The organism is Mycobacterium paraense, from assembly GCF_002101815.1.
Taxonomy (GTDB): domain Bacteria; phylum Actinomycetota; class Actinomycetes; order Mycobacteriales; family Mycobacteriaceae; genus Mycobacterium; species Mycobacterium paraense.
In genome coordinates this window covers 25,741-42,063 of the sequence record NZ_LQPM01000008.1, presented here as the reverse complement: position 1 = coordinate 42,063, position 16,323 = coordinate 25,741, and the positions used below count along the sequence as shown (strand labels likewise).

Genomic DNA, 16,323 nt, shown 5'->3' with positions numbered 1-16,323 from the left:
CCGATCAGGTCGCGCGCGCGAATCGGTCGGCCACGGCGCGGCGGTCCAGTGAGCCTTTCGCGGTGTGCGGCAGCTCGCCGGCCTCCCGGAAGGTCGCGGGCACCTCGTAGGCCGCCAGGCGCTCGCGGCAAAACACCGCGAGTTCGGCGGGGGTGGGCGCGGGCGATTCCCGCGGAACGATCACCGCGGCCACCGTCTCGCCGTACATCTTGTCCGGCAGCCCGTACACGGCCACCTCCAGGACGTTGGGGTGGGTGGCCAGCACGCCCTCGACGCGTTCCGGCGAGATCTTCTCGCCGCCCCGGTTGATCAGTTCCTTGATCCGGCCCCGGATGATCAGGTCCCCGGCCGCCGACAGCGAGCCTAGATCGCCCGTGCGCAGCCACCCGTCGGTGAAGTTGGCGGCGGTGATCGCCGGGTCGCCCAGGTAGCCGCGCACCACGGTGGGCCCGCGTAACCAGACCTCGCCGACGGCCTCCGCCGGCAGCGCCTGACCGTCGGGTCCCGCGATCCGGATCTCCGGCCCGGTCGACGCGCCGACGAGACCGCCTGTGGCGGCGGGGTTTTCGGTCCGGCCGATGCCCGTCGTCGCCACCTGATGCGTCGCCTCGGTCATGCCGAACGCGCACACCACGGGCGCCGAGAACGTCTCGTGCAGCGCCTGGGCCGTTTCCGGGGTGAGGGGGGCGCTGCAGCTGCGGATAAACCGAAGCGCCACCCGGCCGCTTCCCGGCCGCTCAGTCCTGCTGCGCTCCAACAGGATCTGATGGATGGTCGGCACGGCGGTGTACCAGGTGGCCCCGGCGGCGTCGATGTCGTCCCAGAACGTGTGCGCCGAGAACCGCCCGCGCGCCGGGAGCAGCACCGTGCCCCCGGACGCCAGGGTGGACAGCAACGCGGCGATCAGTCCGTGGCCGTGGTAGAGCGGCATCACCGCCACCGTCGCGTCCTGGGGGCTCAGTCCGTAGCCGGCGATGATGGCGCGCACGGAGTTGGCGATGTTGTCGTGCGTCCACGGGACCATCTTCGGCACCCCAGTGGTCCCGCCGGTGAACATGATCATGGCGTCGTCGTCGCGCAGCCCCTCGGGCGTCGGGACGTCCCGCTCCGGCGGCGTCGGGGCGTCGAGGCGCACCGCCGGCACGCCGTCGCCGCCGACGGTGACCGCGATCGGCCACCGGCGCAAGGCCGGGTCCCGTTCGTCGCCGGGCCCGTCACCGTCGACCAGCACGGCCCGCGCGCCCACCGCCTCGCTTCGGGTGCGCTGGTCGCCGACCGGCAACGCCGGGTCCAACGGGACCACGATCAGCCCGGCGCGCAGACCCCCCAGCAGGCCGACGACGAACTCGGCGTTGCTGCCCGCCCGCAGCGCGACGCGATCACCGGCGTGCAGCCCGGTCCGCTTCAGCTGCCCGGCCAGGTCGTCGACGAGTCGCACCAGGTCGCGGTAGCTCACCGGCAGGCGCTCGGGGGTGGCGACGAGCGCCGGTGCGTCCGGCCGCTGCCCCGCCGCCACCTCGACCAGATCGGCGAGAACGTGATCGCTCGTCCTCATCGCCCAACCCCTTTCGTTGCGGGTGAATGCTCCTGGTGGAACCATGCCGTGACGCCCTGGTGTCCGTCCAATACCGATCCCCTCACTATCGATAAGCGGGGGCTATCGATAGACGGCGTCAATCGCTGCATAGCGGCTTAGTCTTGGACAGCCGCGCGCACCGACACGACAGTGATGGTTGAGGCAGATACGGCACAGGCACCCGAGGAGGCCACCATGTCCACCGCGACGCGCTTGACCGACGGCTTCCACCTCGTCGTCGATGCGCTGAAGGCCAACGACGTCGACACCATCTACGGGATCGTCGGCATCCCGATCACCGACCTGGCCCGCACCGCGCAGGCGTCGGGAATCCGCTACATCGGCTTTCGGCAGGAGACCTCGGCCGGCAACGCGGCTGCCGCCGCGGGGTTCCTCACCCGGCGACCCGGGGTGTGCCTCACGACCTCCGGGCCGGGGTTCCTCAACGGCCTGCCCGCGCTGGCGAACGCGACCGCGAACTGCTTCCCGATGGTCCAGATCTCGGGTTCGAGCAACCGGGCGATGGTGGACTTGCAGCGCGGCGACTATCAGGAGCTCGATCAGCTCGCCGCCGCAAGGCCTTTCGCGAAGGCGGCCTACCGGGTGGGCCGGATCGAGGACATCGGCCGGGCCGTGGCCCGCGCCATTCGGGCCGCGACCTCCGGCCGGCCGGGCGGGGTCTACCTCGACATCCCCGGCGAGATCCTGGGCCAGGCCATGGACGCCTGCGCCGCGGCCGACACGATTTGGCGGATCGTCGACCCCGCGCCGCGGCAACTGCCGGCGCCAGAGGCCATCGATCGCGCGCTGGAGGTGCTCAAGCGGGCGCGGCGGCCGCTGATCGTGCTCGGCAAGGGCGCCGCCTACGCGCAGGCCGACGACATCGTCCGGAAGTTCGTGGAGGCCACCGGGATTCCGTTCCTGCCGATGTCGATGGCCAAGGGCCTGCTGCCCGACTCGCACCCGCAGTCGGCCGGGGCCGCGCGCTCGCTGGCAATCGCGCGCGCGGACGCGGTCGTGCTGGTGGGCGCCCGGCTGAATTGGCTGCTCGGCCACGGGGAGTCGCCGCAATGGTCCGCCGACGCCAAGTTCGTGCAGATCGACATCGCGGCGGCGGAATTCGACAACAACCGGCCGATCGCGGCGCCGCTGGCCGGCGACGTCGGCTCGGTGCTGTCGGCGATGTGCGACGCCGTGGCCGCGCATCCGCTCGTCGCGCCGGCGGACTGGCTCGACGAGCTGGTCGAGCGCAGGGCCCGCAACGAGGCCAAGATGCGCGAGCGGCTGGCCGAAGATCCCCACCCCATGCGGTTTTACAACGCGCTGTGCGCGATTCGGGCTGTGCTGCAGGACAACCCGGACGCCTATGTGGTCAACGAGGGCGCCAACGCGCTGGATTTGGCCCGCAACGTCATCGACATGGAGCAGCCGCGGCACCGCCTCGACACGGGCACCTGGGGCGTGATGGGCATCGGCATGGGATACGCCATCGCCGCCGCGGTGGAGACCGGCAAGCCGGTGGTCGCGATCGAGGGCGACAGCGCGTTCGGCTTCTCCGGCATGGAGGTCGAGACGATCTGCCGGTACCGGCTGCCCGTGACCGTCGTCATCTTTAACAATGGCGGCGTCTACCGCGGCGACGAGGCGCCGGCCGGCTCGGCCGCCACCGGACCGGACCCGGCGCCGACCGTGCTCAACGCCCGGGCGCGGCACGAGCTGATCGCGGAGGCGTTCGGCGGCAAGGGATATCACGTCACCACACCGGCGGAGCTGCGCGCGGCGCTGGCCGAGGCGATCGGCTCCGACGGGCCGTCGGTCATCGACTGCGAACTCGACCCGGCGGCCGGCGTGGAAAGCGGCCATCTGGCGAGCCTCAACCCGGCCAGCGCGGCCACAGCTAGCGCCGGCGCGTGATGCCCAGCAACTGCGCGTCGAAGAACTCGCCCAGCGCCAGCTCCTGAGCGCACGCGGTGAGCGCACGCGCGACGGGCGAGCCGGGGCCGGAAGCGTTGGTGGCGAGCGCGATCTCGGCCTTGAGCACCGGGTCGACCATCTCCACCGCGCGGATCTCGCCGATTTCAGTGCCCAGCGGCGAGGTCCACAGCCAGGTGTGCGGGACGATGCACGCCCAGTTGCCCGTGGCCACCTGCGCCAATAACGAAGCGACCGAATCGGTTTCGACCTGCGGGGTGACGGTGATCCCGTGACCGGCGAAGGCCTGGTCGATGATCTGGCGGTCGCGCATGTCGGCGGTGAGCAGCGCCAGGGGCAGCTGCGCGGCCTCCGGCCACGTCAGCGTCGACGCCCCGGCGGGCAGCATGCTCGCCGTCGACAGCAGCACATAGTGCTCCTCGTAGAGCGGCACCAGGTTCACGTCCTGGGCGTCGTCGGTGGCGGTGTGCACGATAGCGGCGTCCAGGTCGAACTCGCGCACGCGCCGGTACAGTTCGGTGGCGGCCAGCCGGGAATGGATCTGCACCTTCGCCAGCGGATGCGCCGAACAGAACGCGGAGAGCACCAGGGACGCCGTCGTCGAGGCGGTCGGCACCGTGCCCAGCCGAAGCGTTCCCGCGATGCCGGACCGCACGGCGTGCACCTCGGCCTTGAAGGCATCATGCTCGGCGAGAATCCGTTTGGCCCACACGACCAGTCGCTCCCCTTCGGGCGTGAGGCCCTCGAAGCTGTGGCCGCGATTGATCAGCGTGACGTTGAGCTCCCGTTCCAGCTTGGCGATGGCGGCGGACAGCGCGGGTTGGGAGACGTAGCACTTCTCGGCCGCCCGGGCGAAGTGGCGCTCCTGGGCGACCGCGACGAAGTACTCCAGTTGACGGAAAAGCATCTCGCTGAGGCTAACGCGCGCCTAGCACCCCAGCCAATCGAGTGTCTCCGGCAAGCCCAGCACGTCCACTCCGATGGCACGGCATTCCGCGACGCCGCGCTCATACAGGCCGGAGATCGCGTCGGACACCAGGACCAGCCGGAAGTCGCGTTCGGACGCCTCGTAGATCGAGGTGCGGGGGCAGTTGGGGAAGTTGCAGCCCGCGAAAACCACGGTATCGCTGCCGCTTTCGCGTAGATGTTGTTCGAGGGCGGTGCCGTAGAAGGCACCCCACCGTGGCTTGTACATCACGTGCTCGGCGGGACCCACCTGTTGGACGCCGCCGGCCAACAGCAACTCGTGGTCCAGCTCAACGGGTTTGGGCAACAGTTCGGTGACAATCTGCGAACCGGCACTGCCGGGCACGGCAATTCGGGCGCCCGCCTCTATCGATTGGCGCCGCACCAGGTCGACGTTCGACCCGTCCGGCAGATACAGCCGGACGACGTGCACGATGGGCCGTCCCCGTCGCCGGAAGGCCGCCGCCAACCGCGCCATCGCCGGGATGGCGGCACGCGTGCCGGCGACCGGCATCGGGGCGTCATTGCCGGGCGCGTCGGGGGCGTCGATGAAGTCGCACTGCATGTCGATGAGGACCAGGGCGGCGGTATCCGCGCTCGGACGCGTGTAGCGATCGTTTGCGGTCATCTCCACCCCTTGCCGAACCTGCCCTTGCTCTACTCGCGCTCATCCGGTGATCGCACCGTTATCGTGGCGGGCCAGCGAAGCCGCCGATGTTTGCTGAAAACCGTAATGAGCCGACAGCCAGTAGAATATCGTTGTGTCAGTTGAACCATCGCAAAGGGTAAGCGCCATGCACCGAGCGTTTCGTTATCTGTTCGTTATGGTAGCGATTGCCGGGATGGGCGCCTTGGGCAGCGCCACTCGAGCCGTCGCGTCCGCGCCCCTGCCCGAGCCGGTCCCCGGAGTTGCCTCGGTTTCGCCCGCTAACGGAGCGGTGGTGGGCGTGGCGCACCCGCTGATCGTCACGTTCACCGCGCCTGTCACCGATCGCGTTGCCGCCGAACGGACCATCCACGTCTCGTCGCCGAGCAATACACCGGGACACTTCGAGTGGGTTCGCAACGAGGTCGTCCAGTGGGTTCCCGACCATTACTGGCCCGCCCACAGCCATGTCTCGGCGGGTGTGCAGGAGCTGACGACGGGCTTCGACACGGGTGACGAATTGCTCGGGGTGGCCAGCCTCTCCGGGCACACGTTCACCGTCAGCCGGAACGGCGAGGTGCTGCGCACGATGCCGGCGTCGATGGGTAAGCCCAGTCGGCCGACGCCGATCGGCAACTTCACCGCCCTGGAGAAGGAGCGCACCGTCGTGATGGACTCGCGGACCATCGGCATCCCGCTGAGTTCCCCGGAGGGGTACAAGATCACGGCGCAGTACGCCGTCCGCGTCACCTGGAGCGGCGTTTACGTGCACTCGGCCCCATGGTCGGTCGACTCGCAGGGCCACGCCAACGTCAGCCACGGGTGCATCAACCTCAGCCCCGACAACGCCGCATGGTATTTCAACCAGGTCAACGTCGGCGACCCTATTCAGGTCGTGGCCTGACCGTCAGACCTAGCCGGGTAACCCGCTTTTGATCGCGGCGTCCTGCTTGCGACCGACATCGATCGCGATGGCCGGATCGATCGGATCGTTGGGCGCGCTGTCGAATTCGATGTTCACGACGGCCTTGCCCTCGCTGAACAGCAACACCGTCACCGCTTGGGAGTTGTCGGGCGAGTTACCGGAAATCATGAACCCGTTGGAGCCGACGTCGACCGGCTGCCACGTGCCGCTGACCTTGCCCGCGTAGTTGGCTTTGGTGTTCTCGATGGCCGCCTTTGCCACCGCCGGGTCGGCGACGATCAGGATGGTGTCGCCGATGCGGCGGCTGTTGTCGGGATTGGCGAAAAGCTGTGCGACGCCGGTCGCGTTGTTGGGGTTCAGCACGGGAGGCTGCGGGGATTTGAAGTCTCCGCCGATGTCGCTGGGCTTGATGAGCAACGAGCTGTAATCGGCGGGCTGGCCCGGCGAAGGGGCGGTCACCGTGCTCGAACCGCTCGATGACGAGGTGGTGCCCGCTGTGGTCGAGTACGTCGGGGCCGACGTCGTTTGGTCGTTGCTGCATCCGGTGACCATGGTGCCGACCGCGGCGGTGGCGACCGCCCAGCCGGCGGCAATCCTGGCGAACTCCATGGCGTTCCTCCCGATCAATCCACAGTTCGGCCGCCTGACGCTACTGCGAAATGCCGGCGGGAACAAGGGCGCGCCACCGCGCGGCGGCTGCACACACAAGCAGGTCGGCCCCGGTTCCCGCCTATGCTGGCGGGTGCGGGCGATTGCGCAGGGGGTGGGAGGAACGATGGCATCTGCGGTGGCGCGTGCCGTACGGTTCGACCGGTACGGGGGCCGTGACGTCTTGTACGTGGCGGACGTCGATATGCCGTCGCCGGGCCCGGGCGAAGTAGTCGTCGAGGTCCGCGCCGCCGGGATCAATCCCGGCGAGGCCGCCATCCGAAGCGGCGCGCTGCACGATATGTTCCCCGCGACCTTCCCCTCCGGTGAGGGCAGCGACCTCGCGGGGGTCGTGACCGCCGCGGGACCCGGAGTGACGGAGTTTTCCGTCGGCGACGAGGTGCTGGGATTCAGCTTGCGCCGATCCAGCCACGCCACCCACGCCGCCGTCCCGGCGGATCAGCTGATCCGCAAGCCGCCCGAAATGACTTGGGAGACGGCCGGTTCCCTCTATGTGGTCGGGGTGACGGCGTACGCCGCCGTCCGCGCGGTCGACCCGCAGCCGGGCGAGACCGTCGCCGTCTCGGCCGCCGCGGGCGGGGTCGGCGGCCTGGTCGTGCAGTTGTTGGTCCTGCGCGAGGCGCGGGTGCTGGGCATCGCGGGAGCCGCCAACTCCGGCTGGCTGCGTGCCCACGGCGTCGTCCCGGTCGCGTACGGGGATGGTCTGGCCGACCGGCTGCGGGAGGCGGCGCCGAACGGGATCGACGCGTTCATCGACCTGTTCGGCCCGGAGTACGTCCAGCTCGCCGTGGATCTCGGTGTGGCGCCCGAGCGCATCGACACGATCATCGCGTTTCAGAAAGCCGGCGAGGTCGGCGCCAAGACCGAAGGCAGCGCCGACGCGTCGACCACCGAGGTGCTCGCCGAGATGGCCGAGCTGATCGTCACGGGCGCCATCGATTTCGAGGTCGCCGCCACCTACCCGCTGGACCGGGTCGCGGACGCCTATGAAGAACTCGAGAAGCGGCACACCCGCGGCAAAATCGTTCTACTGCCGAACGGTTCGCCGTAGTCGCCGCGCCTCAGGCCATCCCCGCCTGCACGATCTTGACGATCACGAATACGACCGCGACCACCAGATAGCCGCGCAGGGTGAGCAGTCCCGCCCGGCGGGCGGGCGACAGGCGTGGCCGGGAAAGCGTGGCGAGGCTTGGCGTCTGCCACCTCGACCGGTCCTGTCGCCGCACGGCGCGCCGTTCGGCGGGGGTCAGTGACGGGGTGTCGTCGAGCTCGTCGACCTCCTCGGGGTCCAGGCCACCGCCCAGCGTCCCGACGATCGCCTCGGCGTCGCGCCGGTCGCGGTGGCGCCGGCCGGCGACAATCGTCGCGGCGCCGCCCACGATGCCGGTCGCGGCGCCAACGGCCAGGCCGGCCTCGATCGTGGTCGTCGAAAGGCCGGGAAAGAAGGTCGTCGCCGTCAGGGCGAGCGACAACAACACCAGGCACCACACGATGGTCCACGCGACGACGTTCTGCCGCACCGTGTTTACCCACGGGCCGAGCACCGCGCGGTCGTTGCACAGCAGCACGAGGAACACGGTCGCCGAGGGCAGCAGGACGCCGGCGAGGGCCTGCACGCCCTGGGTCACCAGGCCGAGGATGTGGTCGGGGCTGAACGCGACCGCGGCGGACACCGCGAGCAGGAGCGCGTAGCCGCCATAGAACAGCGGGGCCTCGCTGATCTTCCAGTGCAGCGAGTGCCGCCTGCCCAGCGCGTCCCCGATGGCATAGGTGGTGGCCAATCCGATCGCGTTGGCGCCGATCAGCGAGGCGTCCAGCAGGATGATCGCGAAGAGCACCCCGACCGTGCTACCGAGGTGCCGGGCCAGCCCCGACGCGACCGCCCCGGCATCGGTGAAGGCACTGACGCCGGCCGTGCCGGCGAACCCGAACGCCGTCACGGCCATCAACGCCGTCGCCCCCGCCATCACGACGACGATGCCGATCACCAAATCGGCTCGCGCGTAGGAGATCCAGCGGGCCGTAATGCGCTTGTCCACGACATTGGACTGCTGAAAGAACAGCTGCCACGGCGCGACGGTGGTGCCCACGATCGCGACGACCAGCAGCAGGACGGTGGAGTTGAGCCCACCCGGGAACTGCGGCATCAGGCCGCCGGCGGTTTCCTTCAGCTTGGGATGCACCATCAGCACCATCGGGATGATCACCACGTTCACCGCGATCAGCAGGAACATCAGGCCTTCCCAGCGGCGGAACGAGCCCCCGGCCACCACGGCGAACAACAACACCGCGGCGGCGGGGATGGCGATCGCCTTGGGGCAGCCTAAAAAGCCGAGTGCCAGTGCTACACCGATGAATTCGGTGACGATGGTCAGGGCGTTGAGGATCAGCAGATCACCGACGCTGAACGCGCCCCAGAACCTGCCGAAGCGCTCGAAGATCAACCGGGCGTGACCAACCCGGGTGACCGCGCCCAGCCGCAGCACCATTTCCTGGTTCACGTACAACACCGGGATCAGCAGCGCCAGCGTCCACAACAGGCCCATCCCGTAGTTCTGGCCCGCCTGCGCGTAGGTCGCGACGCCGCCGGCGTCGTTGTCGCCCACCATGACGATCAGGCCGGGACCGGTGATGACGAGCAGGGTGCGCAGGCGCGCCCAGCCCCCCGCGGCGGCCCCGGACGCGCCGGTGCCGTCGCGCCGGATGCGGCCGAACGCACCGACGATGTCGCCGGTGTGCGCGGAATCCAGCACGGCCTGGTCGCCGGGACCGCCGCGGGTCGGGACCGAGCTGGTCACCGGTGGTCGGCCGGCCGGTCCGACGGATGGCCGCCGAGCGAGGCGGTGACCACCGCGATCGGCATCCGCGAGACGTACAGGTTGGCGCGCTCCTGCGGAGTCAGGGCGCTCCGCGCGCCCAGCCTGGCCGCAAACTGCCGGCCCGCACGCAGCATTGAGCCGCTGGAAAGGCGGTGTGTAACAACAAAAGCCATGATCTTCTCCTGACGCAGGTCCGATCGGCTCGTGGCATCCGCAACGACCCCCGCAACGCGTTCGCACGCGTGGGGTCTCGCATGAGCACCCGAGAAGTCAGGCGGCAGAAGGAATGCCGGAGCCGGATCGGGACAAGACGGAATTCGGATAGGGACTGTCGCCGGGACTCATCTCGTCCTCACCTCCTCACGGCCGGGACACACGCGGGTGTCATCGCGTTCACCTGCACGGGAGAGGCACGAATGGCGGCGGCAAACCGCCGGCCGCACCCCTCTCGTCGGAGCTTCGGCACTGCACGGCGTATCCGGAACATCGTCCAGAAGCCACTTGGGCTCAACCCTTGGGTCCGGGAAGAGCTGTCCTGACCCGGGGCGTCTCTCGACGTTCGGGGTCAGTGGCCTGTATCCATGCAGACGCCTCACCTACCGAGGTGCTTGCTCGTCCATCTTGCATGGCGGCCCTCGTACTCGTCAAACGCGTTTACGCAACCTTGACGTGGGTTTGCGTTAACCGGCGCCCACCGGGCCCGTCCTTCGGCCCGTCGGTCGAGGCCTACCCTCGACGGCATGGCCAATACTTTGCAGGCGTCCGGCGTCGCGACGGTGCTCGACCGGATGTACGCCGAAACGAAAGATCAGATGTCGCGGTTGCGCGAGCGGGTTGGTGATTTCGACCGACCGATGAGCGCACAGGAACGCGCCGACGCGATGAGCGAGTTCTACATTCCCGTGACACCGGAAGCCGGTCGCCTGCTCTACGCCCTGGTGCGCGCCACCCGGCCCGCGACGGTCGTCGAATTCGGTATGTCGTTCGGAATCTCCGCCGTGCACCTGGCCGCCGCGGTGCGCGACAACGGCGCCGGCCGGGTGGTGACCACCGAGCTCAGCGCCCCCAAGATCGCCGCGGCCAAGCAGACATTCGCCGAGACCGGCTTGGCTGACGTGATCACGATCCTCGAGGGGGACGCGCTGACCACGCTGGACAACCTCGACGGCCCCGTTGAGTTCGTCCTGCTCGACGGGTGGAAGGACCTGTACCTTCCGGTGCTCGAGCTGCTCGAACCGCGGCTTGCGACGGGCGCGCTGATCGTCGCCGACAACGCCAGCGCCGCGGACATGCGGCCCTACCTCGACCGGGTGCGCGACCCGGACAACGGGTATGTCAGCTTCAACTTCTCCGTCCGGGAGAGTGACAGCATGGAAATCAGCTGCCGCACCGGGGATTAGGGGCTATCGCAGGGATTCCTCGAGCCATGGCGTCAGCCACTTCACGCCCTCCGGGGTGAGGTGCACGCCGTCGCTGCGTACCTTGATGCCGTCGACCTTGGCGGTGTAGACGCCGTCCGGACACAGCTTTTTATTCAGGTCGAGGATCGAAACGCCCGGGTGATGGGCAACGGTCTTGCGCAGCATGGTGTTCCACAGGTTGACGCGATCGGGTTGGTCCTCGGGATACAGCCGGCCGTCCGGCTTTTCGCCGCCGCGGCTGTAGGGGACGGTGGCCACCACCACGCGAACGCCCGTGGAACCCACGATGTTCAATGCGCGCTCGAGCTCACCGTTGAGGTAGGCATCGAAGGTCGGGTCGCCGATGTGCGTCCACTGGCCCTCGTTGACGCGGTCGACCGTCTCCCAGCGGCCGATGATCAACAGCGCGACGTCGGGCTGGTCCTGGGCCATCTGCGCCGACCACCTGATGGGCCAGCCGTCGCATTCTGGTCTCTGCTCAAGAGTTTGGCCGATGTACCGGTACGGAGTGCCGCGCACCAGGCTGCAGCCGATGACGGTGTGGTCGAGGAACGCGAACCCGGGGGTGGGCGGCAGGTAGTGCATCCAGGTCCAGCCGATCGAATCGCCGAACACCGAAACCGTGAACGGCCGGTGCGGGTCGCGGGGCGCGGGGCGGGCGCCGGCGGGCGGCGATGGAGAGATCGCGGCGACGGCCGACACACCCGGCGGCAGGCCCTCGCGCAGCCCGGGGCCGGTGCCCACCGGGATCACCAGCAGCGTCATCGCGGCGGCGCTGGCCACGGTCGCCGCGGCCAGCGGCAGCAACGGCACCCTCGCCGGGCGCCAGCGCCGGATCGGTTGTTCGATCAGCCACCATGACGCGGCCGCGACCACCACGGTGGCGGCGCACCGGGCGGCGAACAGCGGCAGCCCGGACCATCCGGTGCGTTCGCCGTTGAGCGCCAAAAAGATTGGCCAGTGCCACAGGTAGATGCCGTACGAGATGGTGCCTAGCCAGACCATGGGGCGCAGGGCGAGGATGCGGGCGATCGCTCCGCGCTGCTCCATGGCCACCGGGGCGACCACGAGGACGGACGCGAGGGCAACCTCGATCAGCAGGCCGTGCCGAAACTCGCCGGCGCCGCCGGTCGCGTATCGGGTCGCCGCCGCCAGGCCGGCCAGGCCGAGCAACGGCAGGAAGCGGGCCACCCGTCGTCCCCAGCGGGTGCGGACCAGGCACCAGCCCCGGTTCATCGACGGCCAATCCCGCACCAGCAGCGCCGCCGCCGCGGAGCCGATCAGCAGCGCCTGCGCCCGGGTGTCGGTGCCGAAATAGATGCGGTCGCGCGTGCCGTCGGAGGCGAGGACGATGGCGACTGCCGCGGAAACCACCGCTCCCAGCGTCGCGATCACGAAGGTGGCGAACCGCACCCCGCCCACGGTGGCGCGGCGGAAGTAGCGCTTCGCGCGCGCGGCCAGCAACAGGGTCACCGCGATCAGCAGCACCGGCCAGACGAAGTAATACTGCTCCTCCACCCCCAGCGACCAGGTGTGCTGAAGCGGCGACGGCGGGGCGCCCTGGGTGAAGTAGTCCGTCTTCTGGGCCACGAACCGCCAATTCGCCACCCAGAGGAAGGCCGCGATCGCGTCGTCGCGCAACCCGGTGAGCGACTGGCTGGGCAGCAGCTCGCGGGCCGCGCCCACGCTGAGCACCATCAGCAGCAACGCCGGCAGCAGCCGTCGCGCGCGCCTGATCCAGAAGCCGGTCAGCTCGATGCGGCCGGTGCGCCGCAGCTCGTCCAGCAGCAGCGAGGTGATGAGGAACCCGCTGAGGACGAAGAAGATGTCGACGCCGATGAAGCCGCCGGCCACGCCGGGGATGCCGCCGTGGCCGACGAGCACCAGCGCGACCGCGATCGCGCGAAGCCCGTCCAGCGCGGGAATCCCGCTGCGCCGCTCGGGTTGATCCCAGATCGCGAGCCGGCCGACGCGGCGAACCGGGGCTACCCACCGTGGCCGGGGACCAGAACGCGCCGGCGCGGGGTGCCTCCCGCCCGGCTCAGTGTCCGCCGTTAACGCGCCCTGACCGACTTTTCGCCCGGCGCCAAAGTTGATGCCGATACGTCGCTGCCCCTCCTCGTGATCGGAGCAAGCCTAATTGCGACGCAGCCGAATTCGGCAGAAGACACGCGAGGACGGGCGCCTCCAGGGCGCGACTTTTAGGACGCCTTTTAGGACGCGTAACCCAGGGTGCTCTTGACCTCTAGGTACTCGTGGAAGCCGAACTCGCTCCACTCTCGGCCGTTGCCGCTGTGCTTGTAGCCGCCGAACGCCGCGTTCATGTCGAAGGCGTGGTTGATCGTGACCCAGCCCGCGCGGATCTTGCGGGCCACCTCCCGGGCCTTGTCGAGGTCGGCGCCCGAGACGTAGCCGGCCAGGCCGTAATCGGTGTCGTTGGCGATTTGCACGGCCTGGTCGATGTCGTCATAGCCGAGCATGCACAGCACCGGACCGAAGATCTCCTCGCGCGCGATCGTCATGTCGTTGGTGACGTTGGCGAAGACGGTCGGCTTGACGTAGTACCCGGTGTTCAGCCCGGCGGGCCGGCCCGGGCCGCCGGCGACGACGGTCGCGCCCTCGTCGATGCCCCGCTGGATCAGGCCCTGGACCTTTTCGAACTGCGCCCGCGACGCCACCGGACCGATCGCGGTCTTGTCTTCGGGGCTGCCGACTTTCACCTGCTCGGCGACCCCGCGCGCGATCTCGATTGCCTCGGCCATCCGCGAATTCGGGACCAGCATGCGCGACGGCGCGTTACAGCTCTGCCCGGAGTTCGGCATCATGTTCAGCACGCCGGCGCGAACGCTGTCGGCGAAGCCCGCGTCATCGAGGACGATGTTGGGGCTCTTGCCGCCGAGCTCCTGGGTCACCCGCTTCACGGTCGGGGCGGCGTTCCTGGCCACCTCGACGCCGGCGCGGGTGGACCCGGTGAACGACACCATGTCGATGTCGGGATGGCTCGCCAGGGCGACGCCGACGCCGGGTCCGTCGCCGTTGACCAGGTTGTAGACCCCGGCCGGAACGCCGGCGGCATCCAGGATCTCGGTGAAGATGTAGGCCGAGAAGGGCGCCACCTCGGACGGTTTCAGGATCATCGTGCACCCCGTCGCGAGCGCGGGATACACCTTGACCGCGATCTGGTTCAGCGGCCAGTTCCACGGGGTGATCAGGCCGCAGACGCCGATCGGCTCCTTGGAGATCAGCGTCGCCCCGTGTTGTTCGGAGAACGGGAAGTTCTTCAGCACGTCGATCGCGGTCACCAGGTGCCCCATGCCGAGCTGGACCTGCGGCCCCGCGGCCAGCGACGGCGGCGCGCCCATTTCCTCGGTGACCGCGTCGGCGAGATCGCCTGAGCGCTTGCCGTATTCGGCGAGGATGGCCTCCAGCAGATCGAGGCGCTGCTCGCGGCTGGTCTGTGACCAGTCGGTGAATGCGCGGCGCGCGGCGTTGACCGCCACGTCGACGTCGGCGGCCGAGCCGAGCGAGATCTTCCCGGAGGCCTGCTCGGTCGCGGGGTTCTCGACGTCGAAGGCGTTGGGCCGCACCGGGTCGACCCAGCGCCCGTCGATGTAGAACTTCAGGTATTCGCGCATGCCTACTCCTTAACTACCTACTGGGTGCCCTCTGCGTACCAGGTGCGGAATTCGTCGTACTTGGGCATCTCCTCGGAATTGGCCTTCGGGTCGATGCAGACGTGGACGACGGCGGCCTTGCCACTCGCGTAGGCCCGCTCGATCGCCGGGCCGATCTCGTCCTCCTTCTCGACGTACTCGCCGTGGCAGCCGAAGCCCTCGGCGACCTTGTCGAGGCGGACGTCCTTGCTCCAGTGCACGCCGGGCTGCGGCGAGGGCTGGGGGAAGGTGCGCTTGTAGACGCCCACCTCGAGGCCCCACTGATGGTCGACCCCCACCACGCAGACCAGCGGAAGCTGCTGCCGCGCGGCGGTTTCCAGCTCGGCGATGTGGAAGAGGAAGGCCGAATCGCTGGTCAGCAGCATGACCGGGCGCTTGCCGCCCTCGGCGACCGACGCCCCGATCGCGTAGGGCAAGCCGGTGCCGAGGTGGCCGAAGTTCTGGTTCCAGATGACGTCGCGCGGTTTGGCCTGCGAGTAGGTCCACTGGAAGATCACGGTCGCGCCGCCGTCGCGGACCAGGATGCCATCTGCGGCGAACGCCGCAAAAGCTCGAGTGGCCTCGACGACGAACCGCGCCGGGTGGATCGGTGTGCGGCCGGTCGGCGCGTTCTCCGCGAGCTGTGCCAGCTCCGCCGCGTCGTCTTTGATCCAGCGGTCCAGCTCGGCCGAAGCCTTCCTGGGGCTGCCCCGCAGCGCTTCGACCAGCTGGGGCACCACGCCACGCAGGTCACCGACCAGGGGGACGTCGATGGGGCGGTTGACGCCGATGGCCACCGGATCCTGTTCGACCAGAATCCATTTCCGTCGTGCGTCGTTCTCAGCCCAGTGGCGGGTCCTGCCGTAGTGGCTGGGCTCGCCGAGCTCCGTGCCGAGCGCGACGCACAGATCGGACTGCACCACCGCCTCGACGGCCGCCGGCGAGAATCCGTACGCGAAGGTGCGGTCCTCGAGGCCGGCGATGAACGAGGTGCCGCCGGAGGTCTGGATCACCGGGCAGGCCATCAGGTCGGCGAGCTCCCGGACCGCCGCGCCGGTGCGCGATGTGTGGACCGCGTGTCCGACCAACAGGATCGGGCTCTCTGCCGCCCGGATCAGTTTCGCCGCTTCGGCCACCTCGCGCTCACCCGCGGTCTGGTTGACCAGCCGGTAGCGGTCGGGCGGCGGCGGATCCGCCACGTCGAGCTCCTCGAGGATGACGTGCGACGGGTACTCGATGTAGGCCGGGCCCGGGGTGCCGGACATGGCCCGGCGGATCGCCTCGTGGACGATCTCGTCGGTCTGAGTGGCGTACTCGATGGACGCACTGTACTTGACCGACGAGGCGAAAAGGGGCTCCTGGCGGACGAATTGGATGCGTCCGCGCCGCACGCGGCGCTCGGTGATGCGGGCGCGCTGGCCGCCGAGGAAGATCACCGGCGAGTTCTCCACGAGCGCGCACTGGATCGCACCGGCCATGTTGGCCATTCCCGGTCCGAGCGTGCCGATGCACAGACCGGGCTTACCGGTCATCCGTGACGCCGCCTCGGCCATGAATCCCGCGCTCAGTTCGTGGTGCGGTGCCACCACCGACCAGCCGCGGGCGTCGGCCTCGGCGAACATGTGCACGAAGTTCGGGTCGGGGATGCCGAACAACGTGTTCACGCCCTCGGCCTCGAACAGGTCGAGGATGCGCTTGTAGACGGGCACGGCCATG

Annotated in this window: 13 protein-coding genes and 1 riboswitch; of the genes, 4 read left to right on the top strand and 9 right to left on the bottom strand. The window is 69.3% G+C overall.

The features are described 5' to 3' along the window. Window positions 1–4: 4 nt before the first annotated feature. A complete protein-coding gene (locus AWB89_RS06900; protein WP_142282478.1) occupies window positions 5–1,555 on the bottom strand; it encodes a FadD7 family fatty acid--CoA ligase in 1,551 nt (516 codons plus the stop codon). A gap of 216 nt (window positions 1,556–1,771) precedes the next feature. On the opposite strand from AWB89_RS06900, the gene oxc reads away from it, so the two are divergent. Next, on the top strand, window positions 1,772–3,490 hold the full coding sequence (gene oxc / locus AWB89_RS06895) for an oxalyl-CoA decarboxylase (protein WP_142282477.1): 1,719 nt from the start codon (window positions 1,772–1,774) through the stop codon (window positions 3,488–3,490). On the opposite strand, the gene AWB89_RS06890 is transcribed toward oxc, so the two are convergent. Then, entirely contained in the window at window positions 3,474–4,415 is a 942-nt protein-coding gene (locus AWB89_RS06890; protein ID WP_085172461.1) for a LysR family transcriptional regulator, read from the bottom strand. The genes oxc and AWB89_RS06890 overlap by 17 nt on opposite strands. A 21-nt stretch (window positions 4,416–4,436) precedes the next feature. After that, window positions 4,437–5,102 carry a cysteine hydrolase family protein gene (locus AWB89_RS06885; protein WP_085172724.1) on the bottom strand — a complete coding sequence of 222 codons (666 nt, stop codon included), beginning with the start codon at window positions 5,100–5,102 and terminating at the stop codon, window positions 4,437–4,439. A gap of 166 nt (window positions 5,103–5,268) precedes the next feature. On the opposite strand from AWB89_RS06885, the gene AWB89_RS06880 reads away from it, so the two are divergent. Continuing rightward, window positions 5,269–6,024, top strand: coding sequence for a L,D-transpeptidase (locus tag AWB89_RS06880; RefSeq protein WP_085172459.1), 756 nt, complete (start codon window positions 5,269–5,271; stop codon window positions 6,022–6,024). Between the two features lie 9 nt (window positions 6,025–6,033). Here AWB89_RS06880 and AWB89_RS06875 read toward each other — a convergent pair whose 3' ends face one another. Further along, complete coding sequence (locus AWB89_RS06875) at window positions 6,034–6,504, bottom strand: hypothetical protein (protein ID WP_241520441.1); 471 nt, start codon at window positions 6,502–6,504, stop codon at window positions 6,034–6,036. Window positions 6,505–6,820: 316 nt separating this feature from the next. Here AWB89_RS06875 and AWB89_RS06870 point away from each other — a divergent pair, with 316 nt between their 5' ends. Next, on the top strand, window positions 6,821–7,765 hold the full coding sequence (locus AWB89_RS06870; RefSeq protein ID WP_085172722.1) for an NADP-dependent oxidoreductase: 945 nt from the start codon (window positions 6,821–6,823) through the stop codon (window positions 7,763–7,765). Between the two features lie 10 nt (window positions 7,766–7,775). Here the strand turns inward: AWB89_RS06870 and AWB89_RS06865 are convergent, their stop codons facing one another. Both AWB89_RS06865 and AWB89_RS26935 read right to left on the bottom strand, forming a co-directional pair. Beyond that, window positions 7,776–9,512, bottom strand: a complete 1,737-nt coding sequence (locus AWB89_RS06865; protein ID WP_085172457.1) for an NRAMP family divalent metal transporter — start codon at window positions 9,510–9,512, stop codon at window positions 7,776–7,778. After that, window positions 9,509–9,706 carry a hypothetical protein gene (locus AWB89_RS26935; RefSeq protein ID WP_139830682.1) on the bottom strand — a complete coding sequence of 66 codons (198 nt, stop codon included), beginning with the start codon at window positions 9,704–9,706 and terminating at the stop codon, window positions 9,509–9,511. The genes AWB89_RS06865 and AWB89_RS26935 overlap by 4 nt, the downstream gene beginning before the upstream one ends. Before the next feature lie 263 nt (window positions 9,707–9,969). Then, a riboswitch (M-box (ykoK) riboswitch) is annotated at window positions 9,970–10,144 on the bottom strand. A 129-nt stretch (window positions 10,145–10,273) separates the two neighbouring features. Between AWB89_RS26935 and AWB89_RS06860 the strand changes: the two genes are divergently transcribed. After that, a complete protein-coding gene (locus tag AWB89_RS06860; protein WP_085172455.1) occupies window positions 10,274–10,933 on the top strand; it encodes an O-methyltransferase in 660 nt (219 codons plus the stop codon). Window positions 10,934–10,936: 3 nt separating this feature from the next. Here AWB89_RS06860 and AWB89_RS06855 read toward each other — a convergent pair whose 3' ends face one another. The 3 genes from AWB89_RS06855 to AWB89_RS06845 form a co-directional block, all read right to left on the bottom strand. Next, window positions 10,937–12,910, bottom strand: a complete 1,974-nt coding sequence (locus tag AWB89_RS06855; protein WP_241520447.1) for an acyltransferase family protein — start codon at window positions 12,908–12,910, stop codon at window positions 10,937–10,939. A gap of 257 nt (window positions 12,911–13,167) precedes the next feature. Further along, entirely contained in the window at window positions 13,168–14,589 is a 1,422-nt protein-coding gene (locus tag AWB89_RS06850) for an aldehyde dehydrogenase family protein (RefSeq protein ID WP_085172451.1), read from the bottom strand. A gap of 17 nt (window positions 14,590–14,606) precedes the next feature. Beyond that, a complete protein-coding gene (locus tag AWB89_RS06845) occupies window positions 14,607–16,322 on the bottom strand; it encodes a thiamine pyrophosphate-binding protein (protein ID WP_085172449.1) in 1,716 nt (571 codons plus the stop codon). Window position 16,323: the final 1 nt, after the last annotated feature.